The organism is Denitratisoma sp., assembly GCA_032027165.1.
Taxonomy (GTDB): Bacteria; Pseudomonadota; Gammaproteobacteria; order Burkholderiales; family Rhodocyclaceae; genus Desulfobacillus.
The window spans coordinates 3,346,205-3,370,987 of sequence record JAVSMO010000001.1; the positions used below are offsets into that span (position 1 = coordinate 3,346,205).

At 64.6% G+C, this 24,783-nt stretch carries 18 protein-coding genes; 9 read left to right on the forward strand and 9 right to left on the reverse strand.

Annotated features, from left to right (window positions below):
- Positions 1-44: 44 nt before the first annotated feature.
- The 4 genes from ROZ00_16370 to ROZ00_16385 all read left to right on the forward strand — a co-directional run bounded on the left by ROZ00_16370 (position 45) and on the right by ROZ00_16385 (position 6,663).
- Complete coding sequence (locus tag ROZ00_16370) at positions 45-1,370, forward strand: surface lipoprotein assembly modifier (protein MDT3737805.1); 1,326 nt, start codon at positions 45-47, stop codon at positions 1,368-1,370.
- Between the two features lie 12 nt (positions 1,371-1,382).
- Complete coding sequence (locus ROZ00_16375) at positions 1,383-3,575, forward strand: FecR family protein (protein ID MDT3737806.1); 2,193 nt, start codon at positions 1,383-1,385, stop codon at positions 3,573-3,575.
- A gap of 72 nt (positions 3,576-3,647) precedes the next feature.
- Positions 3,648-5,861, forward strand: coding sequence for a tetratricopeptide repeat protein (locus tag ROZ00_16380; protein ID MDT3737807.1), 2,214 nt, complete (start codon positions 3,648-3,650; stop codon positions 5,859-5,861).
- Positions 5,862-5,910: 49 nt separating this feature from the next.
- The gene (locus ROZ00_16385) at positions 5,911-6,663 is read left to right on the forward strand and encodes a FecR family protein (protein MDT3737808.1); all 753 of its coding nucleotides are present in this window, start codon (positions 5,911-5,913) and stop codon (positions 6,661-6,663) included.
- Positions 6,664-6,707: 44 nt separating this feature from the next.
- Here ROZ00_16385 and ROZ00_16390 read toward each other — a convergent pair whose 3' ends face one another.
- A complete protein-coding gene (locus tag ROZ00_16390; protein ID MDT3737809.1) occupies positions 6,708-7,211 on the reverse strand; it encodes a dihydrofolate reductase in 504 nt (167 codons plus the stop codon).
- 52 nt (positions 7,212-7,263) lie between these two features.
- Between ROZ00_16390 and ROZ00_16395 the strand changes: the two genes are divergently transcribed.
- The 4 genes from ROZ00_16395 (at position 7,264) to ROZ00_16410 (ending at position 11,246) form a co-directional block, all read left to right on the forward strand.
- Positions 7,264-8,685 (forward strand): ATP-binding protein, encoded by a 1,422-nt coding sequence (locus ROZ00_16395; protein MDT3737810.1) that lies wholly within the window; start codon positions 7,264-7,266, stop codon positions 8,683-8,685.
- A 2-nt stretch (positions 8,686-8,687) separates the two neighbouring features.
- Positions 8,688-9,191 (forward strand): hypothetical protein, encoded by a 504-nt coding sequence (locus tag ROZ00_16400; GenBank protein MDT3737811.1) that lies wholly within the window; start codon positions 8,688-8,690, stop codon positions 9,189-9,191.
- Positions 9,188-10,552: a sigma 54-interacting transcriptional regulator gene (locus ROZ00_16405; protein ID MDT3737812.1), complete on the forward strand. Its 1,365-nt coding sequence runs from the start codon at positions 9,188-9,190 to the stop codon at positions 10,550-10,552. The genes ROZ00_16400 and ROZ00_16405 overlap by 4 nt, the downstream gene beginning before the upstream one ends.
- Before the next feature lie 376 nt (positions 10,553-10,928).
- Positions 10,929-11,246, forward strand: coding sequence for a hypothetical protein (locus tag ROZ00_16410; protein MDT3737813.1), 318 nt, complete (start codon positions 10,929-10,931; stop codon positions 11,244-11,246).
- On the opposite strand, the gene glgA is transcribed toward ROZ00_16410, so the two are convergent.
- From glgA to glgC, 7 genes are read right to left on the reverse strand one after another with little or no spacing between them, the layout of a single operon-like run.
- Positions 11,239-12,738 (reverse strand): glycogen synthase GlgA, encoded by a 1,500-nt coding sequence (glgA, locus tag ROZ00_16415; GenBank protein ID MDT3737814.1) that lies wholly within the window; start codon positions 12,736-12,738, stop codon positions 11,239-11,241. The two genes, ROZ00_16410 and glgA, sit on opposite strands and share 8 nt — an antisense overlap.
- A 40-nt stretch (positions 12,739-12,778) precedes the next feature.
- Entirely contained in the window at positions 12,779-15,331 is a 2,553-nt protein-coding gene (glgP, locus tag ROZ00_16420) for an alpha-glucan family phosphorylase (protein MDT3737815.1), read from the reverse strand.
- Positions 15,332-15,340: 9 nt separating this feature from the next.
- Positions 15,341-16,393 (reverse strand): class I fructose-bisphosphate aldolase, encoded by a 1,053-nt coding sequence (locus ROZ00_16425; protein MDT3737816.1) that lies wholly within the window; start codon positions 16,391-16,393, stop codon positions 15,341-15,343.
- Between the two features lie 47 nt (positions 16,394-16,440).
- Positions 16,441-17,265: an alpha/beta hydrolase gene (locus ROZ00_16430; protein MDT3737817.1), complete on the reverse strand. Its 825-nt coding sequence runs from the start codon at positions 17,263-17,265 to the stop codon at positions 16,441-16,443.
- Between the two features lie 8 nt (positions 17,266-17,273).
- Positions 17,274-19,295, reverse strand: coding sequence for an alpha-amylase/4-alpha-glucanotransferase domain-containing protein (locus tag ROZ00_16435; GenBank protein ID MDT3737818.1), 2,022 nt, complete (start codon positions 19,293-19,295; stop codon positions 17,274-17,276).
- The gene (locus tag ROZ00_16440) at positions 19,292-20,983 is read right to left on the reverse strand and encodes a glycoside hydrolase family 57 protein (protein MDT3737819.1); all 1,692 of its coding nucleotides are present in this window, start codon (positions 20,981-20,983) and stop codon (positions 19,292-19,294) included. Before ROZ00_16440 ends, ROZ00_16435 begins: the two co-directional genes overlap by 4 nt.
- 19 nt (positions 20,984-21,002) lie before the next feature.
- The gene (glgC, locus tag ROZ00_16445; protein ID MDT3737820.1) at positions 21,003-22,322 is read right to left on the reverse strand and encodes a glucose-1-phosphate adenylyltransferase; all 1,320 of its coding nucleotides are present in this window, start codon (positions 22,320-22,322) and stop codon (positions 21,003-21,005) included.
- A 24-nt stretch (positions 22,323-22,346) separates the two neighbouring features.
- Here glgC and glgB point away from each other — a divergent pair, with 24 nt between their 5' ends.
- Entirely contained in the window at positions 22,347-24,542 is a 2,196-nt protein-coding gene (glgB, locus tag ROZ00_16450) for a 1,4-alpha-glucan branching protein GlgB (protein ID MDT3737821.1), read from the forward strand.
- Here glgB and ROZ00_16455 read toward each other — a convergent pair.
- Positions 24,539-24,670, reverse strand: a complete 132-nt coding sequence (locus tag ROZ00_16455; GenBank protein MDT3737822.1) for a DUF2934 domain-containing protein — start codon at positions 24,668-24,670, stop codon at positions 24,539-24,541. The genes glgB and ROZ00_16455 overlap by 4 nt on opposite strands.
- Positions 24,671-24,783 lie beyond the last annotated feature (113 nt).

The window sequence follows — 24,783 nt, forward strand, 5'->3', positions numbered from 1 at the left end:
TGAAGGGATGCGCACGGTTGCATATTTGCCGTGAAGGGGGCTCCGTGAAAAATACCAAGTGCAAAATTCGTGCTGCTCTGCTGATGGCGGGGTTGCTTGCTGCAGGTACAGTGCGGGCCGATGCCGTAACCGACAATGCGCGCGCGCTGCTAGACCGGGGCAATGCCAAGGCCGCCTATGCCCTTCTCGAACCGCTTGAGCCACAGCGTGCCGGCGACCCCGAATTCGATTTCCTTCTTGGTTTGGCGGCCCTCGAGGCGGGCAAGAATACCAATGCCGTCTTTGCCTTGGAACGAGTGCTGGCTGTCGACCCCAACCATGTTCGTGCCCGCGCCGAGATCGCACGCGCCTACGCGGTTCTTGGAGAGACCAAGACCGCCAGGCAGGAATTCGATGCGGTGAAGCGGCAGGGGGTGCCGCGTGAAGTCGCAGCCACCATCGACCGCGTGCTCTCCGCAATCGAGCGCGTCGAGGATCAAGGCCGTACCACGCTGCGGGGTTACGTGGAGGGTACCATCGGCCACGACTCCAACGTCAATAGTGCGACCTCGGATCGCGATGTCGCGGTGCCCCTCTTCGGTGGCGCCATCTTCACCCTTGGACCTGGCGGCGTGCGCCGCAGCGATTCCTTCACTTCGGCCGGTGCCGGACTGAGCTTTCGGAAGCCCCTGGACAAGGAATGGGCGCTTACTGCGGGTTTGAATGGCAGCAAGCGCGTCAATACCGACGTGGACATCTACGACACTGGCTCCACCGACGCCAATCTCGGCGTGGTGCGCACTTACGGCAAGGACGTTTTCAGCGCGTCGCTGCAGTACAACCAGTTCTGGGTGGATAACAACCGTTATCGCGAAGCAGCAGGCCTTACCGCGCAGTGGCAGCATAACTACGATGCCCGCAACCAAGCCAGCCTCTTCGTCCAGTATTCCGATCTGCGCTACATGACGCAGGAAGTTCGCAACGCCGACCGTTTTGTCATTGGCGCGAACATGGCGCACGCCATGGCCGGCTTCAAGACGGTGTTTTACGGCGGCGCCTATCTTGGCGAGGAGGTGGTCCGAAAGATCGGCTTCGACCATCTCAGCCATAGCCTGTATGGCGTTCGCCTCGGCGCCCAGCACGAGTTTCATCGCGATGCACGTTTCTTTGCCAATCTGGGCTACGAGCACCGCCGCTATGGTGCCGACGATCCCTTCTTCCTGAAGTTGCGTACCGACAACCAGCTGAATCTCGGAGTGGGCGTAGCCTGGACGCCGTCCAAGGACTGGCTGGTGACGCCGCAATTCCAATATACCCGCAGCGACTCGAACATTACCCTGAACGACTTCAAGCGCGAAGTGGTTTCCGTTACCGTGCGCCGGCAATTCTGAGCAGGAGGCACCATGCCGAACGAATTGAAGATGAAGCAATCCAGCGCCGTGCTGATGGCGGCCTTGGCCGCAGCCTTTCCGCTGACCGGGCAGGCGGCTGGCGCGGCGCGCGTCGATTTTGCCCTCGGCGATGTCAGGGCGCTTGCCCCGGATGGCCGCAGCCGGGCACTGGCCAAGGGAGCCGAAGTCGCCAGCGGCGAGACCATCGACACCGGCAACGGACGCGCCCAGGTGCGCTTCTCGGACGGCGCCCAGGTATCGCTGCAGCCGCAGACCCAGTTCCGCATCGACAACTATCAGTTCAGCGGCAAGACGGATGGCAGCGAGAAGGGATTCTTCAGCCTGATCAAGGGCGGCCTGCGCACCATCACCGGCCTGGTCGGCCGCAGCAACCGCGACAACTACAAGGTCACGACGACGGTTGCGACGATCGGCATCCGCGGTACGGAATACTCTGTCACCTACGGCAACAGCATCAGCGTCAGCACCGGCGAAGGGATTGTCGAAGTCTGCAATGCCGCCGGCTGCCTGATCGTGAACAGCGGCGAGACGGCCCGCGTCGAGAACAATGACACACGGCCGGTCCTGACGGACAAGAAGGCGGAACTGCCGCCGCCGCCGGCGCAGGAGGGGCAGCTTCCCGGTTTTACCGCCGGCAACGACACTTCCAGCAGCGGCGCGCCGGCCGGCCTGATCCCGGTGTTGCCTTCGGGACCGGGTTATGCTCTGGCGTTGGCGGGCGAGTTCAAGGACGCATTCGAGAGCGGACCGATGATAGGGATTTTCAACCACTACTCGACTTCGCAGGCCACCTTCGATGCCGGCGGCGCGCTGACAAATTACGATGGCGGACAAGGTTATACGGCGACGGCCGGGACAGTTGTCGGCGCGTTATCCGACGGCACGCTGGGCTGGGGCCGCTGGGGAAGCGGCACCATCTATGACAACGGTGTGGTGGATGAGGAGATGCACAATGTGCATTACGTCATCGGCATGCCGACGCCGGACGCCGACATGTCCGCGTTGCAATTAGCCGGCATGGCGGGCACCTATTCGCTGATCGGCTACACGTATCCCACCGCCTACAACGCCGGCACTGGCGTGACGACCGTCGGCACCCAACCCGTTACTGGCAGCCTGACTGCCGAATTCGGCCTGGGTACCGTTTCCGGCAACCTCAGCGTGCCGATGGACGCCCATGTCTACACATCGGCGTGGTCGGCCACCATGGGATCGGGACCCTATACCGTACCTGCATTTTTCTTTGGTGGCGGCACGGTCAGCGGCGGTGCCTGTTCCACGGCCGGTTGCAGTTCTTCCATTGCAGGCTTTTTCGCAGGCGCGATGGCTTCACATGCTGGCTTGACCTACCAGTTCATGGGAACCGATTATGGCGACATCAGCGGTGCAGCGGCGTTCCGGCAGACGAGCACAGTAAGCTCAACAGCCTTGCCGCCGCCACCTACGCCGACAACTGTGGCGGGCTATACGCTTGCGGGAATCGGCCAAATCGGAGGGGTGAGCGACAGGGGCCTGTTTCCCGGCGACGCCATGTCGACCAGCGCGACGTTCCTCGCCGGCCAACAGCAGAGCTTCTATGCCTTTGACGGGACGGACAGCTACACTTTCACCCAGGGCACACCGGTCGGCATGCTCACCGACGGTGTTCTGGGCTGGGGGCGCTGGGTCGATGGCACCTATACCGACGGCGGCGGCACGACGCCCATGCAGCATGTGCATTACGTCGGCGGCATGCCAACGCCAACGGCTGACATGAGCGCATTGCAAATCGCGAATACGACAGCCACCTACTCGCTCACGGGCTTTACCTATCCAACCGCTTGGGACAATGCGACAACCACCTTCGGCACTCAGCCAGTTACTGGCAGCATCACGGCGAATTTCGGATCCTATTTGATTGACGGCAGTCTCACCGTGCCACTGGGCGCCAATACCTACACGGCGATTTGGGCCGGAACAATTGGCAGCAACGGCGGCTGGCCTGTATCTGTTTCATCGCCGTCCTCGTTCTCCGGGACTACGTATGCAACTTCTACCGGCGCTGATTGCGGAGCTTGTGGCTGTTATACCAATGTCCAGGGGTTCTTCTCCGGTGCAAATGCCGCCCGTGCCGGCCTGATCTATGATATCGGGGGCACGCAATACGGTTCCATCCACGGCGCAGCCGCTTTCACGAAAAACTGAGGATCCCCGGGAGAACCTAATCCTCTCCCGGATCACCCCTTAGGCATCTCCCCGGTCACCGCATACGCTCCAATGGGCACGACACCAGGCCGAGCAACTGAGTCGGCGCTGGATAGGGCGTCGGCGCTGTTGCACCAAGGCAAGCATGAGGAAGCCGAGGCGACTGCCCTGCAGGCAATCGGGGACGAGCCTGATTTCGCCGCCCGTGCCTGGTTTCTTGTCGGCGCCGCCCGCCATCGTTTGCAGCGCCCGGAGGCCGCCTTGGCCGCCATGCTGCATGCACTCTCCTTCGATCCGGCGCAGGACGAAGCACTACGGGCCTGCGCCATCCTTTACCTTGAACTGAAGCGGCCCAGGGAAGCGCTACCGCTTGCGGAGGACCTTTGTCGGCGGCACCCGGGGGATATCAGCACGATCGTCGATGCCGGGATCATTCTGGAAGAAGTGGGCGATCTGCCGGCGGCGCTGGCGCGATACGATGCTGCGCTGAGATTATCCCCACGGGACTACCGCGCACGCCTCAATCGCGGCGCCCTGCTGTCGAGGCTTGGCCGCCTGAAAGACGCGCTGCTGGACAACCAGACCCTGGTGCGCAGCCATGTCGGCAGCGCGGCGGCACACTACAATCTCGCCGATGTCCTGCTGCGTCTTGACCGCTATGCGGACGCGCTGGCTGCGGTCGAACGTGCCTTGCGCCTGGCGCCGGCAACCGCCGAGTACCACATGCTGCGTGGCCTCGTTCTGGCAATGCTGGAACGTGATGCGGAAGCAAGCGCCTCGTTTATGCGCGCCCATGAATTGAATCCGGAAGGTGCGCGGCGCTACCGGGCTGCCGCTGCGTCCACCGTCGGGCTTGCCAAAGAAGACGGACTGACCCGTGACCCGCGCCAGATTCGCTTGGCGCGCTTGCTGGAAAGACAGAAAACCTGCGACTGGGGCGAACGGGATCGGTTGATCCGCGGCATGCGCGAGTTGGCAGGCGATATACGCAGGGCATCATCGCCCATCGAGGAGATGGGCCTCTATCATACGGCGCTATCCTTGCCGCTGAGCGCTGGAGAACAGCAGGCGCTGGCGCAGGGCATCTCTTCGGCCTTAAAGATTCGTCTGGGGGATCGCCCCCCAGCGACTTTTGCCTCTCGGCGTGGGAACAGGATTCGCCTTGGATTTCTGTCCCCCAATTTCCGCGAGCATCCCTCGGCACAGCAGCACGGAAGGCACTTTGCCCTGCGTGACCGCTCCTGCTTCGAAGTATTCGCCTATTCACTGCATCAAGGTGAGGGTGAATTAAGAAAACGCATCGTTGAATCCTGCGATGAATTCAGGGAAGTCTCAGAACTTGGCGATAGGGAAATTGCCGCCTGTATTGCGTATGACGGTATCGATATTCTTGTTGATCTGGCGGGTCACATGGACTTCTCTCGTCCGGAGGTCCTTGCCCTGCGACCGGCTCCCCTGAGAGTGTCATACATGGGCCTGCCGGCAACGATGGGACGGGAACTGATCGACTACCGCATTACCGATCACTTCACCACTACGCATGAGGAGATTGCATGGTGGAGCGAGAAGCTGGTTTTCCTGCCCGATACCCTGTGGATCTACAACGACCTGGAGGTGATTGACAGCAAGACGCCTAGCCGGATTGAATGCGGATTGCCGGAGCGTGGCTTCGTGTTCTGCTGCTTCAACACTGCCTACAAGATCGAACCCGACGTGTTCTCCGTCTGGATGCACCTGCTGCTGCGCGTGCCGGGCAGCGTCCTGTGGCTGCTGGAGGCCGGGCCGGAGACCAGTCGCAATTTGCTGCGCGAAGCCGCGGCGCGCGGTGTGGGGCAGGAGCGCCTGGTCTTCGCGCCGCGCCTGCCGCGGGCGGCGCACTTGGCGCGCCACGTCTGCGCAGACCTTTTTCTCGACACCTTTTACTGCGGGGCGCACACCACCACGGCGGATGCCCTGTGGGGCGGTTTGCCGGTGCTGAATTGGGCGGGGAATACCATGGCATCCCGCATCGGTGCGAGCATTGTGCGGGCGGCAGGCCTGCCGGAACTGATCGCTTCCGACCATGTTTCCTACGAGGATGCGGCGTTTCGGTTGGCGACGCATCCAGACGAGCTGGGCGCGCTGCGCGAGCGGTTGGCGCGCATGCGCGAGTCCGGCACCTTGTTTGATACGTCGCACCGCGTACGCGAACTTGACCAAGCCTTTCTGATGATGTGGGAGCGACATGCAGCCGGCCTGTCGCCCGAAAGCTTCGCCGTTCCGCCTCTCGATGGGCCAGCGCGCTGAGGCCATCAGCATGGCTCGCGATTGTCGATGCGTGCGCTAGAATAGTTCTATGAAGCTTATTTCCTTACTGCATAGTGTCCGGCTTCGGCCAATGCTTGGCGGCGCGTTGCTGTGGGCATGCCTCGGGCTCGGGACGGCGCTGGCAGAAGATGCCGCGAAGGTCGATTTTGCGCTCGGCGAAGTCGTTGCGGTGCAGGCGGATGGCACGCGGCGACAGCTTGCGCGCGGAGGAAAAGTCAGTGCCGGCGAGACGGTGGACACCGGCGCCGGACGGGCGCAGTTGCGCTTTTCCGACGGAGCCATGGTTTCGCTGCAGCCGCAGACGCAATTCCGCATTGACGCCTATGAATTCAAGGGCCAGCCGGACGGTAGCGAGAAGGGCTTTTTCAGCCTGCTGAAGGGAGCAATGCGCACCATCACGGGTGCCATAGGCAAGACGGATCGCAAGGCTTACCGGCTTGACACGGCGGTGGCCACCATCGGCATTCGCGGCACCGAGTATGCGGTGGCCTACGGGAACAGCATTACCGTAACGACGAATTCCGGCCTGGTCGAGGTCTGCAACAGCGCCGGCTGTCTGCTGGTGGAAGCGGGACAATCGGCCTTTGTGCCGGACGCCAACACCTTGCCGCTACTGACCCGGCGCAGCGCCCTGGATCCGCTTTTGGCTCCTCCCGCCACGCCGGTGCCAGGCTTTTCTTCCGGCGACAGCCCGGAACTGATCGCACCACCCCACAAGCCGCCGCACCAGCTTCCCCCGGAACCGATCTCGCCACCGCCGTATCAGGGGCCGCGCATGTAGCCGGATGGGCCCGCTGCGGGACGCTCCTCTGATTTACGCGGCCGCTATGGCATGCGATCGTAGACGACGAAATCGAACTCCAGACCTTCTGGCGTGCTTAACCGTTCACGGTTCTTTTCCTGCCAGCCAATGCGGTCGATTGCCGGGAATCGTGCGTCTCCCGGGAATTCACGCCGGATTTCGGTAAGGTAGAGGCGCTGCGCCACGGGCATTGCTGCGGCATAGATCTGCGCGCCGCCGATAACGAAGATTTCATCGCCGGCTGATATGCAGGCCTTGATTGCCTCATCGAGTGAAGCGGCGACTTCGCAGCCCTCTGCACTGTATGCCGCATTGCGCGAAACGACGATGTTGCGCCGTCCGGGCAAGGGGCGGCCGATTGACTCATGTGTCCTGCGGCCCATGATCACAGGATGGCCCAGCGTCAGCGCCTTGAAGCGCTTCAGGTCCTCGGGCAGACGCCAGGGCAGGGCGTTGTCGCTGCCGATAACGCCGTTTGCGGCAACGGCAGCGATGAGGGAAAGGCGGGGTTTGCGGGCTTGATCCATCGATGTGTTATCGTAAAAAAAGCAGAATGTTGCAGCCGCGAGATTATACCGAGTGAGCCGCCTCTATCCTAAATCCTTCCTGCGCCTGATCCTGATCGGTTTCGGCCTGGTTTCGCTGCCACTCGTGTTTGCGCTGGGCAATGCGGCCTTTAACGTCCAGCATTTGGCTGAACAGAGTGAGCGGGCGGTGCGTGAGGCGGCCTTGGCGACGCGCGCCAGCCGAGAGATGCATGAAACCCTGACTGGCATGGAGCGTGCCCTGCGCCAGTATCTTGTGCTTCGGGAGCGCGGGCTGCTCGAGGATTATCGCCGCCTGCGGGGCGAGTTCGTGCAGGCGACACGGGAGTATTCCCAGTTGCCGCTGGATGAAACTGGGCGCGCCAGCCTGCAAGCCGTACTCGAACGCGAGCGGAAATTGCTGGAGGGTCTGAATGCCGGCGGGACAGCCACAGTGGATGATTTCTCCACCATCGCCGAGCAGGCGCGGGCCGTATTGTCGGCCAGCGGCAGGCTGATCGATGCCGAGGTTGAGCGTCTGCGCACGACGGCGCTCGATGCGCGCAGTACACTGATGTGGCAACTGCTCGCGGCGATACCCGTGACGCTCGGGATTGCCCTGTGGTTTCGCGCCATCATTTCCAGCCAGTTGCAGCAGGTCGATCGGGCCATCCGCGCCATCGGCCGCGCCGAGTACTCCGACGGCGTAACGGTTGCCGGCCCGCAGGACCTCGCCTATCTCGGCCGGCGGCTGGACTGGCTGCGGCGCAGGCTGGCGGAACTGGAGGAGCAGAAGAATCGTTTCCTGAGACATGTCTCGCATGACCTGAAAACGCCCCTTACCGCGATCCGCGAGGGGTCCCAGTTGCTGGGAGAGGGCGTGCCGGGGCCGCTGAACGAACAGCAGAAAACCATCATTGGCATCATCGACCAGAACAGTCGCCGCCTACAGCAACTCATCGAAGAATTGATCAACTACCAGCAGGCGGGTTTTGCGGCAAGCAGCATCGATCCGCACCCGGTTGCGCTCGACGTGGTGTGTACCCAGGTGCTGCGCACGCATCGCCTGGTGGCTGCCGCTCGCGCCATTCGCTTCGAACGCAAGCTGGCCCCCGTCCTGGTTGAGGGAGATGCCGACAAACTGCGTGTGGTGGTCGACAACCTGATCACCAATGCCATCAAGTTCTCGCCGCGGGAGGGGATCATTCACGTCGAACTGGCAAAGCAGGATGGACGCGCCGTGCTCGATGTCGCCGATCAGGGGCCTGGCGTTGCGGCCGAGGAGCGCGAGCGCGTCTTCGAGCCATTCTTTCGCGGCACGCGGGCCAGACGCGGCACGGTCAAGGGCAGTGGCCTCGGCCTGGCCATCGCCAAGGAGTATGTCCTGGCGCACCGTGGCAAAATTGAAATCATTGAGGCAGGCAAAGGCGGGCATTTTCGCGTCAAGCTTCCGCTGAACTGGGAAAAGAAGGGTTGAGAGTGGGACGATTGCTGTGGATTGCCGCTGCAATGCTGGTGGGCGGATGCGCATTGATGCCCGGGGCCGCGCCAGATCAGGATGCCGCATCCGCATCCCTGCCCGAAGCGGTGCGTGTGCAGGAAAATTCGGAAGTATCGGCCTTGTTGGCATACTATCAGGGACTGCTCGACCTGCCGGCGGAGGATTTGAGGCGCGAGTACCAGCGCACCAGCCAATCGTTCGCCCGCGACCACAGCGAGTTGGCGCGGTTGCGTTTGGCCATGCTGATGAATGTTCCGGGGGCGGCTTGGCGTGACGATGCGAAGCTGGTGGGCCTCCTTGATGGGTCGGCCAGCCGCAAGGCGCCGCCGGACTCGCCGAGGCGGCAATTCGTGGTGTTTCTGCTCAAACAGGTGGTGGAGCGCCTGCGGGAGCAGAAGCGTGCCGACGAGCTGCAGCAGAAACTGGACTCAATTTTGGCCATCGAGCGCAGCTTGCGTTCGCGGCAACCACAGAGAAAATGACTGAAGGAAAAGCACAGATACTGCTGGTCGACGACGACCGCGACCTGCTCAAGCTGATTTCGCTGCGCCTGTCGGCTGCCGGTTACGCGGTGCAGACGGCGGAAAGTGGCGCGCAGGCGCTGGCCCAGCTGGCGGTAGCCCACCCCCGCGTCGTCATCACCGATCTGCGCATGGAAGGAATGGACGGCATGGCGCTGTTCGATCGCATCCATGCCGTCATGCCGACGCTGCCCGTCATCATCCTGACGGCGCATGGCACGATTCCCGATGCCGTGACCGCCACCCGGCGCGGCGTCTTCAGCTTTCTTACCAAGCCCTTTGATGGCAAGGATCTGCTTGCCCAGGTCGAGCAGGCACTGAAATTTTCGGGCGGGACGGAAACCGTCGGGGTGCCCGAGGCCTGGCGCTCCGCCATCGTGACGCGCAGCCAGCGCATGGAAGAGGTGCTGCGCCAGGCCAAGCTGGTGGCCGGCTCCGACGCCAGCGTGCTGATCTTCGGCGAATCCGGCAGCGGCAAGGAATTGCTCGCCCAGGCCATTCATCTGGCGAGCGTGCGATCCAAGGGGCCTTTCATGGCGGTCAACTGCGCGGCAATTCCGGAGCACTTGCTCGAAAGCGAATTGTTCGGCCATGCCAAAGGCGCTTTCTCCGGGGCGATCTATGCCCACCGCGGCCTCTTCCAGGCGGCGCAGGGCGGCACCCTCTTCCTCGACGAGATAGGTGACATGCCGCTTGCCCTGCAGGCCAAGCTGCTGCGCGCCTTGCAGGATCGCAGTGTGCGGCCGGTCGGTTCGACCGAAATGGTTCCGATCGACGTGCGCATCATCTCCGCCACCCACCGGGATCTCTCGGAGAGCATCCGGGTCGGCGCTTTCCGACCGGACCTTTACTACCGGCTGAATGTGGTCTCGCTGGCGCTGCCCCCTCTTTCCGAGCGGCGCGAGGACATTCCGCTCCTGTGCGCACATTTTGTCGAGCAGTTGGCCGGGCGCTACAGCAAGCCGGCGCGCACCTTTGCCCCCGACGCGATGGAATTGCTGGTGAACGCCTCGTGGCCCGGCAACGTGCGTCAGCTGCTCAACGTGGTTGAGCAGACCGTTGCGCTTTCCACCTCACCGGTCGTCCCGGCCTCGCTCGTGCAGCAGGCTTTGCATGACGACAACACCATGATGGTGTCCCTCGATGAGGCGCGCCGGGCGTTCGAGCACGACTACCTGGTGCGCCTGCTCCGTGCCACCGAAGGCAACGTTACCCAGGCGGCGCGCATGGCGCAGCGCAATCGCACCGAGTTCTACAAGCTGCTGCAGCGGCACGACCTTACTCCCTCGTTGTTCAAGGCCGAGAAATCGGAAAAGGCCTGAACCCGGGTTGTCGGGCATCCCAATATTCCCCACTCCATTGTCGCTTTCAGGCGACAAATAAAAATCACGTTGATTCAAAAGGTTGCGCCATCATCGCGGGCGGCGTGTCGTCTACGCCAGACGCTTTAATCAAATTCGTGTCTATCGAATGGCATTAAGAAAATCATCTTGTGCAATGTTTAAAAATGGAAAACCAGTGACTGGCACAGCGTTTGCTATAAATGGGATGAGAATAAGTTTTGCAGCAAGTTGTACGGACGGTTTTACGAATGCCGGCCGCCCGTAAGACAGGATGCCTCTACCTTCGGGGATCGGTCCTGAGCCAACCGATCGCGTCCTGTCTGCGCCGGCTTCTTTTTACACGAGAGGGGATGCCATGGAACGTTTGATGCATGAAACCAGGGAAACCTTTACGACCCTGATGGTCTTCTCCTGCCTGGCTGTCGGCATCATCGGCGCGGTGTTCTATACCATGGGGCCCGACGGATGGCTGGTCGAGCGGGTTCGGGCCGTACTGCTCGATCCGAATCTCTCCACCTTGGCTGCTTTGAGCGCGGTGATCGGTGCGCTGGCGCTGGCCAAGCGCCTGCTGGATCGCCGCAACGGCTCGGCCCTCAACAATCTCCTCGTCGGCGCAGTCGGTCTGGGCGGATTTGTCATCATCCTCCAGAGCGTCCGCACCGTTCTCAGCTAGCGGCGGGACTTCGTGTCCTTGCCGCAGTTTTCTTTTTCTCGCGGCTGACCGGCAGCTCGGCATAGATTGCCTTGTAGGCAGTAGCTGCTTTCGACCAGCTGAAATCCAGCACCATTCCGTTTCGCTGGAGCTTGTGCCAGAGGGCCTTGTCGTGCCAGGCGGACACGGCGCGGCGAATGGTTTGAAACAGGGCTTCCGGGGTGGCATCATTAAAAACGAAGCCGTTGGCCGTGCCGTCTGCAAGCGTTGCCTCATTGCAATCGACCACCGTGTCGGCCAGCCCCCCGGTTTCACGGACCAGAGGCGGTGTGCCATAGCGTAGGCTGTACATCTGATTCAGTCCGCATGGTTCGAAGCGCGAAGGCATGAGGAAGATGTCGGCGCCGGCCTCGACGAGGTGTGCCAAGCCGTCGTCGAATCCGATGCGCACCGCGAATTGCCCGGGATGACGTGCCGCCAGGCCTGACAGCGCGGCCTCCAGGCCCTTGTCTCCGGTGCCGAGCACGACGAGTTGCGCCGGCATGGCGGCGATCTCGTCGCCTATGCCGAGCAACAAATCGAGACCCTTCTGCTGTGTGATGCGACACACCGCCCCGAGCACCGGCGCGGAGGTTTCTGCCGACAGGCCGAAGCGCTGCCGCAGGGCAGCCTTGTTGGCTTCCTTGCCTTTCAGGTGGGCGAACTCGTAATGCCTCGGCAGATAGGGATCGGTGGCCGGGTCCCATGTCCTCGTGTCGATGCCGTTGAGGATGCCGCACAGATCGTCGCGGCGCCATCGCAGCAGTCCGGCGAAACCGTAGCCGAAAGCCTCCGTCTGGATTTCCTCGGCATAGCGGGGGCTGACAGTCGTGATCCGCTCGGCGTAGTGCAGGCCGGCCTTCATGAAGGAAAGCTTCCCCCAGAATTCAACCCCGTCCATTGCGAAGGCTGCGGACGGCAGGGCGAGCGCGGTCAGCGAGTCGGCGGGGAAGATCCCCTGAAAGGCCAGGTTGTGGATCGACATGACGGTCGCGGCCTTCGCCCCGCCGATGAAATGCAGGTAGGCTGGCGCCAGGCCGCAAGGCCAGTCGTTGCAATGGAGGACGTCGGGACGCCAGTCCAGAGGGCTTGACTCGCTGCTCAACAGGGCGGCGACATTCGACAGGAGCCCGAAGCGCAGGTAGTTGTCGGCGAAATCGTTGCCGTCGGCGTCCAGATAGGCGGAGCCTTCGCGCCGGAAGAAAGCCGGGCAGTCGAGCAGGAGCAGCGGCACGCCGCTCTCGGCCTTTGCCTCGAGCAAGCGGGAATCCGGCAATTTGCCGCCAGGTCCTGGCAATTCCGCAACCTGCCTTGCGGTCGGGAAAGCCGCCAGCAGCGAGGAGTAAGCCGGCACGAGAATGCGCACATCGATGCCGGCCTCCAGCAGCGCAGCGGGCAACGACCAGGAGATTTCCCCCAGGCCGCCGCTTTTCATCCAGGGCGCGAGTTCGGGCGTGACGAAAAGAACTTTCATGCGGAATCCGGTTGCAGGCGATGCCAATTTCGACAACCGGCTAGAGCCAGATCATCATGCCCATCTCGAAGGGGTGCGTCAGCATTTCATGGTGAGGGTAGATGCGGATGCGGTACTCGATCTTGCCGCAGTATTCCGGCGTCAGTTCAAGGGCGTAGAGCTGCTCGCCAGGATCGAGCTGCCGCTCATGCTGAAAGCGGTGGCTGCGCGCCTTTTTGGGCAGGTTGCCGCCGGCGGGACGGCCGAACAGCAGTTCCACCACCACATCGCCGGGCTGCAGCCCGCCCAGATTGACCGCCACCTCGAAGCGCAGGCTGTCTCCGAAATGGATGCGCCGCTTCGGGGCGTCCAGCCGGCGCAGCGTGACATGCGGCCAGGCAGCGCGCACGCGAGACTTCCATTGCGCCACCGCACGTGCGCCGGCATAGTTGTCCTGGGAATAGCGCCGGTACTGATGCGAGGCCGGCACGTAGAAGCGGGACAGATAATCCGAGAGCATGCGGGTCGAGTTGAAGCGCGGCAGCAGCGTGGCGATCGAGTGCTTGGCCATTGCCACCCAGCCGGGCGAGTAGCCCATCGGGCCCCAGTTGTAATAGAGCGGGATCACGCTGTCCTGCAGAAGTTCGTAGAGCGTGCGCGCTTCCTCGCGGTTGCGGCGCGTTTCGTCGAGCGTCTCGGAGGCTGGCTTGATGCCCCACCCGTTCTTGCCGTCGTAGCCCTCCCCCCACCAGCCGTCCAGGACGGAGAGGTTGGGGATACCGTTGATAGCGGCCTTCATGCCCGACGTGCCGCAGGCTTCCAGCGGATATTGCGGATTGTTCAGCCAGACATCCACGCCGGAGACGAGGCGTCGCGCGAAGCGCAGGTCGTAGTCCTCGACCAGCAGGATCTTCCCTTCGAATTCCGGCATGCGGGCCACTTCCATGACGCGGCGGATCAGTGCCTGCCCCGGCTGGTCGGCCGGATGGGCCTTGCCTGCGAATAGGAACAGCACGGGGCGCTGCGGATCGCAGAGGATCTCGCGAAGCCAATCGAGGTTCTCGAACAGCAGCGCGGCGCGCTTGTAGGTGGCGAAGCGGCGGGCGAAGCCGATCGTCAGGACGTTCGGATTGTCCGGATTGGCCAGCCGGAACATGCGGTCGAGGTGCGCTTCGGAGCCGTGGTTGCGGGCGTGCTGGGTGGAAACACGGTGGCGCACGAGGTGCAGCATCTGCGCCTTGAGCGACTGGTGCACGCTCCAGAACTGGTGGTCGGGAATGGTGTGGATGCCTTCCCAGCAACCCTTGTCCATGACGCGCTGGCTCCAGCCCGGGCCGAGGAAGCGGTCGAACAGTTCGTTCCATTCGTTGGAAAGGAAGGTCGGCACATGCACGCCGTTGGTGACGTAGGTGACGGGGTTGTCGTCGGCCTCGATCTGCGGCCACAGGCCGGACAGGATGTGGGCAGAGACGCCGCCATGGATGCGCGAGACTCCGTTGTGGAAGCGCGAGCCGCGGATCGCCAGGGCGGTCATGTTGAACTCGTGGCCGCTTGGCACGCGGCCCAGCGCCAGCAGCTGTTCGGTCGATACCTGCAACTCCTTGCAGGCATGCTCGAAATAGCGGCGGATCATGTCCTCGCTGAAATGGTCGTGCCCGGCCGGCACCGCGGTGTGCGTCGTGAACACCGTGTGCGATGCCACGGCTTCGACGGCGGCGGCGATGTCGATGCCCTGGGTGGTGAGGTGCCGTATCCGCTCCAGGATCATGAAGGCTGCGTGGCCTTCATTGATGTGCCACACCGTCGGCTTGAGGCCCATCGCCACCAGCGCCCGCACGCCGCCGACGCCGAGAATGATCTCCTGTTCGATGCGCGTGGTGCGGTCGCCGCCATAGAGACGGTGGGCGATGTCCCGGTCGTGCGCGCTGTTCGCCTCCAGGTCGGTGTCGAGCAGGTAGAGGGTGACATGGCCGACGCGCACCTGCCAGACCTTGACCTCGACCAGGCGGTCGGGCATTTCGACCTGGACATGCAGCTCGGAGCCGTCCGTGCGCAGGACGGGCGTAATCGGCAGGTCGTCGAAGTCGGCGTCGCGGTAGATGGCGTGCTGGGCGCCCTCGCTGTCGATGGTCTGGTGGAAGTAGCCCTGACGGAACAGCAGGCCGACGGCGATGAAGGGCATGCGCAGGTCGCTGGCCGCCTTGCAGTGGTCGCCGGCGAGGATGCCAAGGCCGCCCGAGTAGATCGGCAGGCTCTCATGGAAGCCGAACTCGAAGCAGAAATAGGCGACGAGATCCGTGTGGCGCAGATGCTGGGCGCCGTTGGTGCGCCCCGGCTCGTTGTGGTAGGTGTCGTAGGCCGAGAGCACCCGAGCGTAATTGCCGAGAAACACCGGATCGTCGGCGGCATCGAGCAGGCGCTGCTGGTCGACGCGCTTGAGGAAGGCCTTCGGGCTGTGGCCGACCGCCCCCCACAGGCTGGGGTGCAGGCGGGCGAACAGCGTGCGCGTCTGCCGGTCCCAGCTGTACCACAGATTGTTGGCGAGCTCCTCCAGCCGCGCCAGGCGCGGCGGCAGCTGCGGATTGACTTCGAGATGAAAGGGTGTCCCGGGCATAATCGGCGATCAGGCGATGGTCACGTCCTTCGAGAGGTAAACGTCCTGGATGGCGTTGAGCAACTCGACGCCTTCCTTCATCGGCTTCTGGAAGGCCTTGCGTCCTGAAATCAGGCCCATGCCGCCGGCGCGCTTGTTGATCACTGCAGTGCGCACCGCCTGGGCGAGGTCGCCGGCGCCCTTCGACTCGCCGCCGGAATTGATCATGCCGGCGCGGCCCATGTAGCAGCAGGCCACCTGGTAGCGCACGAGGTCGATCGGATGGTCGGTCGTCAGTTCGGAGTACACCTTGGAACTGGTCTTGCTGAACTTCAGTGCGTTGAAGCCGCCATTGTTCTCCGCCATCTTCTGCTTGATGATGTCCGCCTCGATGGTGACGCCGAGGTGGTTGGCCTGGCCCGACATGTCGGCCGAGACGTGGTAGTCCATGTCGCCCTGCTTGAAGGCGCCGTTTCGCAGATAGCACCAGAGGATGGTCGCCATGCCGAGTTCGTGAGCACGCTTGAACATCTGCGACACTTCCCAGATCTGCCGGCGCGATTCGGGCGAGCCGAAATACACCGTCGCGCCCACCGCGCACGCCCCCATCTCGAAGGCTTGCTCGACGTCGGCGAACAGCGTCTGGTCGTAGGTGTTCGGGTAGGAGAGGAACTCGTTGTGGTTGAACTTCACGATGAAGGGGATCTTGTGGGCGTACTTGCGCGACACGGCGCCCAGCACGCCCAGCGTCGAGGCGACGCCGTTGCAGCCGCCCTCGATGGCCAGCTGCACGATGTGTTCGGGATCGAAGAAGTCCGGGTTGGGCGCGAAGGAGGCGCCGGCGGAATGCTCGATGCCCTGGTCCACCGGCAGCAGCGACAGGTAGCCGCTGCCGGCGAGGCGTCCGTGGTTGAACAGCGCGGCGAGGTTGCGCAGCACCGCCGGCTTGCGGTCGGATTGGGCGACGACGCGATCGACGAAATCCGGGCCGGGCAGATGCAGGCGGGCCTTGGGAATGCCGCGGCATTCGTGTTTGAGGAGCTTGTCGGCTTCGTCGCCGAGCAGTTTCACTATGTCAGACATGTTGTGGCCTCCTTGTGGCGCGCTTGCGTCAATCTTACCACCGCCGTTCAGACAGGCAGATGGCGCTGCAAAAACTCGTCGAACCGATGCACCCATTCGGTGCGCATGAAAATGAATCCGTCGTTGTGCGAGCCGGCCAGCTCAATCCACTGCCTCGGGCCGGCTGCGGCCTCGTACAGCCGGCGGCCGTGGGCTGCAGGAACGATCTCGTCCTGCAGGCTGTGCGCCACCAGCAGCGGGCAGCGCAGCTCGCGCACGGCCGCCAGCGTGTCGTAGGAGAAGCGGGTGAGCAGCCGCGCCGGCAGGAAGGGATAGAGGTCGGCGGCGAGGTCCGGTGCCGACGTGAAGGCCGAGTGCAGCACCAGCGCGGCCGGATTGACGCGGGCGGCAAGGCGCGCGGCGACGGCGCCGCCGAGCGATTCGCCGAATACGACGATGCGCCCGGGCGCGATGCGCCGGTCTTCGGTCAGATGCCGCCAGGCCGCCTCGGCGTCGGCGTAGGTGCCGGCTTCGGAGGGGCGGCCGGTCGAGGCGCCGTAGCCGCGGTAGTCGACCAGCAGGGCGGACAGGCTCAGCCGCTGGAACATCGGCAGCCAGTCGAGCCGGTGCGCGATGCTGCCGGCGTTGCCGTGCAGGAACAAGACCGTTGCGCGTGCATCGGACGCCGGTACGAACCAGCCGTGCAGGGTTTCGCCGTCGGCGGTGGCGATGCGCACCTCCTCGAAGGGCAGCCGCACTTGCGCCGGCGTGGCGCGGTCTTCGCGCCCCATCTCGGGAAAGTAGATGAAGCGCGACTGGAAGACGACCAGCAGGGCGGCGAGCGCAGCGTAGCCGAGAACGAGACCGACGATGAGGGTGCCGAGCAGCCGCATGCGGATACCTACTTGTCGGCGAGGATTTCCAGGGCGAAAGTCAGCTCCTGCAGGACGGCGTCGACCGGCCAGGACAGGGTCAGGCAGACCGCCTGCATGATCTTCTCGAAGCCGGCCTCGGATTGCGAGACGGTGTAATGCGGGCGGCCGGAGATGTCGACGGGCCGGCTTGCCGTCAGCCGCAGCCCGCCGCCGAGGAAACGGTCGTCCAGAGTCAGTCGCTGCGATGCGGCGAGGTCCAGCGCCTGGCCGAAGCCGCAGGGGATGCTGCCGTCGGCGAGGATGTAGCGGCCCGAATAGCCGTCGCAGCTGGGCATGGCGAGGTTGAGTTCGACCGAGAAGCGGCCGCCGGGAACGTTGCGCAGCCGGTAGGCGACCTGCAGCGCGCGTCCGGCCAGCGTGAGCGTCTTCGTCACCTCGCCGCCGTCGAGCGCGGCCCCGAAGGCGGCACTCATCAGCGGCGCCTTGAAGGCGCCCGCCGCATACTCCGGCCAGACCGTCTTGCCGTCGGGGCGGCGCCAGGCATCGAGAAACAGGCGGCGCGGCCGTGCATCCGGCACGACGTCGGCCGCGCCGATCACATCCTTGAAGGCGACGCGGTCGTGGGCGGAAGCGATGCCCGCCGCTTCCTGTTTCGCCTGCGGCGCGGCTTCGAGCTTGTGATAGTAATGTTCGGCGCGCTGCGTCAGCACGTCGCCGAAATTCTGGGCCAGCCCATAGGCGTCGAGTTCGCACAGGGCGGCGTGGGCGTCGAGCTTTACCACCGCCTGCACATCGGCGTTGCCGAGGAAGAGCTCGCGCACTCCGTCGTAGTCGGCATCGCCGACGGCCAGCGGCGGGCGCGGCGCGACGGCATCGAGCGCCGCCTCCAGCGCGAGCAGGTTGCTGAAGACCTCGCGCCGCAGGTGCGGCAGGTAGAGGCCGCCGAACAGGCCGTGCCAGTAGGCGTCGTTTGCCTGGGCCCGGTAGAGATGTTCGGTGAGCGCGACCGTGCGTCCGCCGGGTGGCAATGCCGCCAGCCGGTCTGACAGGCCCAACATGCGCTTGTGCATCCAGTTGGATTCCGGGTAGCGCATGAAGAAATTCTTCCAGATGCCGCCGCGGACGAACGGCTTGGTGCGCTCGTAGCGGCCTTCGCGCTTCTCGCGCTCGACCACTTCGTCGTAGACCGCCGCCGCGCGCGCCGGCAGCGCCCACTCGTTCATCTCGATATAGGAGGTGGTCGGCAGGTAGATGATGCCGCGCGTCGTGCTGCGGGAATGGAATGCGCTATACGTCTCGGTGCGGATGAGCGGCGAGGCGAGCACGCCCTCGATGAACTGCTCCAGCCAGCCCTTTTCGTATACCCACTCATAGGTTTCCGGCCAGATGCCGAATTTCTCGATGTCGTCGAAATACACCGCGGCTTGGTGACCTTCGCGGGCCAGCCCTTCCAGGTAGGCGACGGCCTCGGCCGCCGGCGAGAAGGGCAGCCGGTAGCGCAGCTGCTCCGAGATGGGAAAGAGATCGATGGTTCGGCCATCCTCTTCCGTGGTGTAGAAGCCGTCGAGTTCGTCGGCTGCCTTGCCGGTGCAGAGAAAGTGATAGTCGTCCACCGTCACGTATTTCATGCTGCAGTCGGCCAACGCCGGCACCACGGTGGGGATATAGACGCGCTCGGTGAGCCAGGCGCCTTCTACGCGGGCGCCGAAGCGACGCTGCAGCTTGTCCGACAGGACGCTCAGCTGGCCGATGCGGTCGCGCTGAGGTATCGAAGCCAGCACCGGCTCGCAGTCGCCGGCGCCGAACAGCTCGACCTGGCCTCGCGCCACCATCTCCTTGAGCAGCGCCATGTCCAGCGGGTGCTGCGCCAGCAGCCAGTCGAGCAGCCAGCCGGAGAAATGCGCGGCGAAGCGGAACTGCGGGTAGCGGTGCAGGGTGCGCAGGAAGGGGCGGTAGCAACGCTCGTGCGCCTCCTCCAGGACCGAGGAGAAGTTGCCGACCGGCTGGTGGGCATGCACGCCGAGGAGGAGGGAAACGGGTTGGGTCATGAGGCTCTCCGCATTGCGCCGCCACCCTCTGGCGAGCCGCCGCCGCTGGAGAGCGGTACCGCGAGTTCGCGCGGCTCGGGCAGACGCAGCAGGCGGTAGAGGTGGGCGAGGTTGGCGCGGAACAGCGCGTCGAAGCTTTCCACCGCTTCGCGCGGGTTGTAGTCGCCGAACCACCAGAACCAGTCCGAGCCCTCGCATACCGCCAGTTGCGCCTCGGCGGCGCGCTGCGCGGCGTCGTCGAGCCGCCCGCTGTCCATGACCAGATCATACGCCTGCTTGGCGGCGCAGAGCAGGTCCCAGGCGCGGTTCTTGGCCGGGTCGCCGATCCATGTGGAGAAGGTGCCGTACACCCAGCTGCCCGCCACCAGTGCGGGCAGCGTTCCCGAGCGATCGGGGTGGCGGGCCAGCCAGTCGGCCAGGGTGGTGGTGGCGAGCCAGGACTGGGCGGCGATCAGCCCGTAGAGGTCCTCGAAGAAGTAATAGGCATTGTAGGGATAGTGCTCCCAGGCGTTTTCTCCGTCGAGCATGACGCAGACCAGCGGCGTTTCCCCGACGGGCGCCTCGTCGCGGATGCGCGCGAGCTGGTCGACGAAATGCTGGGCGGCATCGCGGCCGTGCCACTTGGCATACTCGAAGCCGATCAGGTCGGACAGTTTTTCGTCGCGGAAGAAAACGGCGATGCCGGGCGCGGCCTCGATCCGCCAGGGATGGTAGAGATGGCCCTTCGATGAATCGACGTGCCTGCGGCGCAGGCTGTTGGCGAGCACGCCCTGGCTCGATGCGGCCCAGCGGCAGCCCTGGGCCGCCAGTTGCTGCAGGAAGGCGGTCGACAGTGCGCCCTCGGCCGGCCACATTCCCGTTGGCGGCTGGCCGAAGCGTTGCGCGTGGCTGTCGCGTGCCAGGGCGATATGCCGGTCGACGCGCGACCGGCCGCCCGGATAAAAATGCGATGCCGGCAGGGCGAGGTCGGGTTGCGCCTCGCGCGCCGAGGCGAAATCGAGGAGCAGGGGCGCCAGGGGGTGCGTGTCCGGCGTCGCCGACAGCTCGACCTGGCCGCGCTCGGCGAGTGTCCGGTAACGCGGGATGAGCCCGCGCATGGCGTCCGCCATCAACGACAGCAGGCGGCGCCGGTCATCGAGGGTGAAGCCCTCGCCCTTGGACATCAGCTCGGCCAGCAGCGACTGGTGCCGGCGCTCGGTTTCCCCGGTCCACACCAGGTGGTACCAGACCAGCAGGTCGGCGAAAAAGGCGCCCGACAGGTAGGCGGTGGCGGTGATGCCCTGGCCGGCGATCGGTCGGAAGAGGTTGTGCAGCCGCTCGAAGCGGGGGTAGGGCGCCACCATGCGCGCATGGTTGCCGGGCAGGCAGGTGGCGAGGATCAGCGCCCGCTCATCCGCTTCCAGGCGGTCGAGGGATTCGCGCGCCAGCAGGCGCAACAGCGGGTCGCGGAAGGCGCCGGTGTCGAACTGCCGCACGTAGTCCTCGATCTGGTCGAGGAGCACCGGCACGAAGTTCACCACGGCGCGCACCCGAGGATGCCGCTCCAGGTGCGCCGCCATGTCGGTGTAGTCCTTCAGGGCGTGGAGATAGGTCCACGGCCGGCGGAATTCGCCCGTGGCGTGGTCGCGATAATCCGGCTGGTGCATGTGCCAGAGGAAGACCAGGTCGAGCCTGCGCTGGGTTTCCATTGCGTTCACCGCTGGCGGGTCACCGGACCCGATGCACCTGCTGGCCGAGCATCTCCGGCGTCACCAGCGTGATGCCCTTTTCCGTGACGTGGAAGCGGCGTGCGTCTTCCTCGCGGTTGACGCCGATCTGCATGCCGTCCGGGATGCGGCAGCGCTTGTCGAGGATGGCGCGCTTGATGACGGCGTTGCGCCCGATCTGCACCTTGGGCAGGATCACCGAATCCTCGACCACGCTGCGCTCCTCGACGCGCACGCCGGAGAAGAGCAGCGAGCGGCGCACGACGGCGCCGCTGATGATGCAGTTGCCCGAGACCATCGAATCGACGGCCATGCCGCGGCGATCGTCGTCGTCGAAGACGAACTTGGCCGGCGGCAGCTGCTCCTGGTAGGTCCAGATCGGCCAGGCATCGTCGTAGAGGTTCAGCTCCGGCGTGACGCGGATGATGTCCATGTTGGCTTCCCAGTAGGCATCCAGCGTGCCGACGTCGCGCCAGTAGGGCTCGCCCTCTTCGCTGCCGACGCAGCTCCCGGCGAAATCGTGGGCGAAGACGCGGTAGCGCTGCACGATGTGCGGGATGATGTCCTTGCCGAAGTCATGGGAGGAGGCCGGGTCGTCGCTGTCGCGGATCAATTGCTCGAAGAGAAAACCGGCATTGAAGACATACACGCCCATGCTGACGAGGGCGCGATCGGGCTTGCCGGGGACGGGCTCGGGGTCCCTCGGCTTCTCGGTGAAGCGGGTGACGCGCCAATCCTCGCCCACGCTGATGATGCCGAAGGCGCTGGCCTCCTCGCGCGGCACCTCGATGCAGGCCACGGTCATGTCGGCCTCCTCGGCGACGTGGAAGGCGAGCATGCGGCCGTAGTCCATCTTGTAGACATGGTCGCCGGAGAGGACCAGGATGTACTTGGGGCGATGGCGGCGCAGCATGTCGAGGTTCTGGAAGACGGCGTCGGCCGTGCCCTTGTACCAGTCCTCGCCCATCTGCTGCTGGGCGGGGAGCAGATCGATGAATTCGTTGAGGCGGCCGTCGAGGAAGCTCCAGCCGCGCTGCAGGTGGTGGATCAGGCTCTGCGACTTGTACTGGGTGGCGACGCCGATTCTGCGCACGCCGGAGTTGACGCAGTTGGATAGCGTAAAATCAATGATCCTGAACTTGCCGGCAAAGGGAACGGCCGGCTTGGAGCGCCAGTCGGTGAGCTGCTTGAGTCGGCTGCCGCGCCCGCCCGCCAGCACCAGCGCGAAGGTGTCGCGGGTAAGCTGGCTGACGAAGCGCAGGCCCTGCCCGCTCCGCGTGGTGGAGTAAACCTGGCGCAATGCTTCTTTGCCTTCTTGCATAAGGTTGCCCTTTCAGATGCGACTATGAGTGCCAAGCCATCCGTTACCGACCGGTCTGCCGCCGCAAGGCCGTGGAGCCGCCTGCTGCTTGCGCGGGAATACGACCCGTTCGCCTGCCTCGGCCCCGTTCGCGACGAGAGCGGCTGGCGCATTCGCGTATACCGTCCCGGGGCCGCTTCCGTTGCCCTGGAAACACCCGCCGGGCAGGAGGCGTTTGCCTGCGTCGATGCGGCGGGCGTTTTCGAATGGCGCGGCACTGCATTGCCTGCCGACCCTTATGTCCTGCACGTCGCGGGCAGCGGAGCCACGTTGCGCTGCCATGACCCCTACGCCTTCCCGCCGACGGCGACCCCTCACGACCTGTATCTTTTCAGCGAAGGCCGGAATTATCAAGCTTATCGTCTGCTGGGCGCCCATGCAGAAGCGCGTCAGGGAGTGGAAGGCGTCTGCTTTCGCGTCTGGGCACCGAACGCCGAGCGCGTTTCCGTCGTCGGCGAGTTCAACCGTTGGGACGGCCGCATCCATCCGATGGCTTCGCTGGGCGCCTCCGGCGTCTGGGAACTTTTTCTTCCCGGCGTGGCAGCGGGCGCCCTGTACAAGTACGAAATCCGCAACCGCGCCACGGGCGCGGTGCAGGTGAAGACCGATCCCTACGGCCAGGCTTTCGAAATGCGGCCGGCCACGGCCACCTGCGTGCCGGCCGTGGCGGCGCATGCCTGGGGCGACGCGGACTGGCTGGCGCGCCGGGCGCAGTGGGATTGGCTGCACGCCCCGCTGTCGATCTATGAACTGCATGCCGGTTCCTGGAAGCGCCATCCCGGCGGCCGCTTCTATTCCTACCGCGACCTGGCCGAGCACCTGCTGCCCTATGTGCTCGACATGGGGTATACGCACATCGAGCTGCTGCCGGTCTCCGAGCACCCGCTCGACGAATCGTGGGGCTACCAGACCACCGGTTATTTCGCGCCGACGCGGCGCTTCGGCAGTGCGGACGACTTGCGCTTCTTCATCGACGCCTGCCACCGGGCCGGCATAGGCGTGCTGCTCGACTGGGCGCCGGGCCATTTCCCCGAGGACGATTTCGCCCTGGCGCATTTCGACGGCAGTTCGCTCTACGAGCACGAGGACCCGCGCCTGAAGCGCCACCCCGACTGGGGCACGCACGTCTTCAACTACGGGCGCAACGAAGTGAGGAGCTTCCTGCTCTCCAGCGCGCACTACTGGCTGTCGGAATTCCATATCGACGGGCTGCGCGTCGATGCGGTCGCCTCCATGCTCTATCTCGACTACTCGCGCAAGGCCGGCGAGTGGCTGCCCAACCGCTACGGCGGGCGCGAGAATCTGGAAGCGATCGATTTCCTGCGCCAGCTGAACGTCATGGTGCATGGCGAGTTTCCCGGCGCGCTGACCGTCGCGGAGGAATCCACGGCCTGGCCGATGGTCTCGCGACCGACGCACCTGGGCGGGCTGGGCTTCTCCATGAAGTGGAACATGGGCTGGATGAACGACACCCTCGCCTATCTGGCCCACGATCCCGTGCACCGCCGCTTCCACCACAGCCAGCTTACCTTCGGCCAGCTCTACGCCTACACGGAGAACTTCGTCCTGCCGCTGTCGCACGACGAGGTGGTGCACGGCAAGGGCTCGCTGGTCGGCAAGATGCCCGGCGACGACTGGCAGAAATTTGCCAACGCGCGCCTTCTGCTCGCCTACCAGATGACCTCGCCCGGCAAGAAGCTCAACTTCATGGGGAGCGAACTGGGGCAGCGAGCGGAATGGCATGCCGGCGGCGAGCTCGACTGGTGGTTGCTGCAGCACGCGCCGCATGCCGGCATGCGGCGACTGGTGCGCGACCTCAACCGGCTGTATGGCGCCATGCCGGCATTGCATGAGCTGGATTTCGAAGCCAGAGGATTCGCCTGGAGCGATTGCCATGATGCGGATCAGTCGGTGCTCAGCTATCTGCGCTTCGCGCAGGACGGTTCCTTCGTCATGGTGGCGCTGAACTTCACGCCGGTGCCCCGTCGGGGCTACCGCATCGGCGTGCCGCTGGCCGGCGGCTATCGCGAGGCGTTCAACAGCGACTCAAGCTACTACGGCGGCAGCGACATGGGCAACGGCGGCGGCGTACAGGCGCGGGCCGAAGCGCATCACGGCTTCCCCGCCTGCCTCGAACTCACCTTGCCGCCTCTCGCGGCGGTGATTCTGGCGCCGGCCTAGCCGGCACCGCGGGAATTCAGCAGGGCGTCGATTTCCGCCTCGGCCTCGATCCAGTCCCCCAGTTCGCCGCCACCGGCGAAACCGCGCTGCTCGGCCTTGAAGTAGGCGGCTTCCGCAATGAAGCGCATGCGGTCTTCCGGCGGGACGAAGCCCCTCTTCTTTGCTCGGGAACGTGGGATTTCCGTGGCGGGGCGCCGCGTCGAGGGGGGCGTTGCTGCGCTTTTGCCGGAGGCCTTCTTGA

Excerpts from the sequence above, each read along its gene's own strand:
- ROZ00_16375 (MDT3737806.1), top strand. The coding sequence starts at position 1,383 with ATGCCGAACGAATTGAAGATGAAGCAATCCAGCGCCGTGCTGATGGCG.
- ROZ00_16380 (MDT3737807.1), top strand. The coding sequence starts at position 3,648 with ATGGGCACGACACCAGGCCGAGCAACTGAGTCGGCGCTGGATAGGGCG.
- ROZ00_16385 (MDT3737808.1), top strand. The coding sequence starts at position 5,911 with ATGAAGCTTATTTCCTTACTGCATAGTGTCCGGCTTCGGCCAATGCTT.
- ROZ00_16390 (MDT3737809.1), bottom strand. The coding sequence starts at position 7,211 with ATGGATCAAGCCCGCAAACCCCGCCTTTCCCTCATCGCTGCCGTTGCC.
- ROZ00_16405 (MDT3737812.1), top strand. The coding sequence starts at position 9,188 with ATGACTGAAGGAAAAGCACAGATACTGCTGGTCGACGACGACCGCGAC.
- ROZ00_16410 (MDT3737813.1), top strand. The coding sequence starts at position 10,929 with ATGGAACGTTTGATGCATGAAACCAGGGAAACCTTTACGACCCTGATG.
- glgA (MDT3737814.1), bottom strand. The coding sequence starts at position 12,738 with ATGAAAGTTCTTTTCGTCACGCCCGAACTCGCGCCCTGGATGAAAAGC.
- glgP (MDT3737815.1), bottom strand. The coding sequence starts at position 15,331 with ATGCCCGGGACACCCTTTCATCTCGAAGTCAATCCGCAGCTGCCGCCG.
- ROZ00_16425 (MDT3737816.1), bottom strand. The coding sequence starts at position 16,393 with ATGTCTGACATAGTGAAACTGCTCGGCGACGAAGCCGACAAGCTCCTC.
- ROZ00_16430 (MDT3737817.1), bottom strand. The coding sequence starts at position 17,265 with ATGCGGCTGCTCGGCACCCTCATCGTCGGTCTCGTTCTCGGCTACGCT.
- ROZ00_16435 (MDT3737818.1), bottom strand. The coding sequence starts at position 19,295 with ATGACCCAACCCGTTTCCCTCCTCCTCGGCGTGCATGCCCACCAGCCG.
- ROZ00_16440 (MDT3737819.1), bottom strand. The coding sequence starts at position 20,983 with ATGGAAACCCAGCGCAGGCTCGACCTGGTCTTCCTCTGGCACATGCAC.
- glgC (MDT3737820.1), bottom strand. The coding sequence starts at position 22,322 with ATGCAAGAAGGCAAAGAAGCATTGCGCCAGGTTTACTCCACCACGCGG.
- glgB (MDT3737821.1), top strand. The coding sequence starts at position 22,347 with ATGAGTGCCAAGCCATCCGTTACCGACCGGTCTGCCGCCGCAAGGCCG.
- ROZ00_16455 (MDT3737822.1), bottom strand. The coding sequence starts at position 24,670 with ATGCGCTTCATTGCGGAAGCCGCCTACTTCAAGGCCGAGCAGCGCGGT.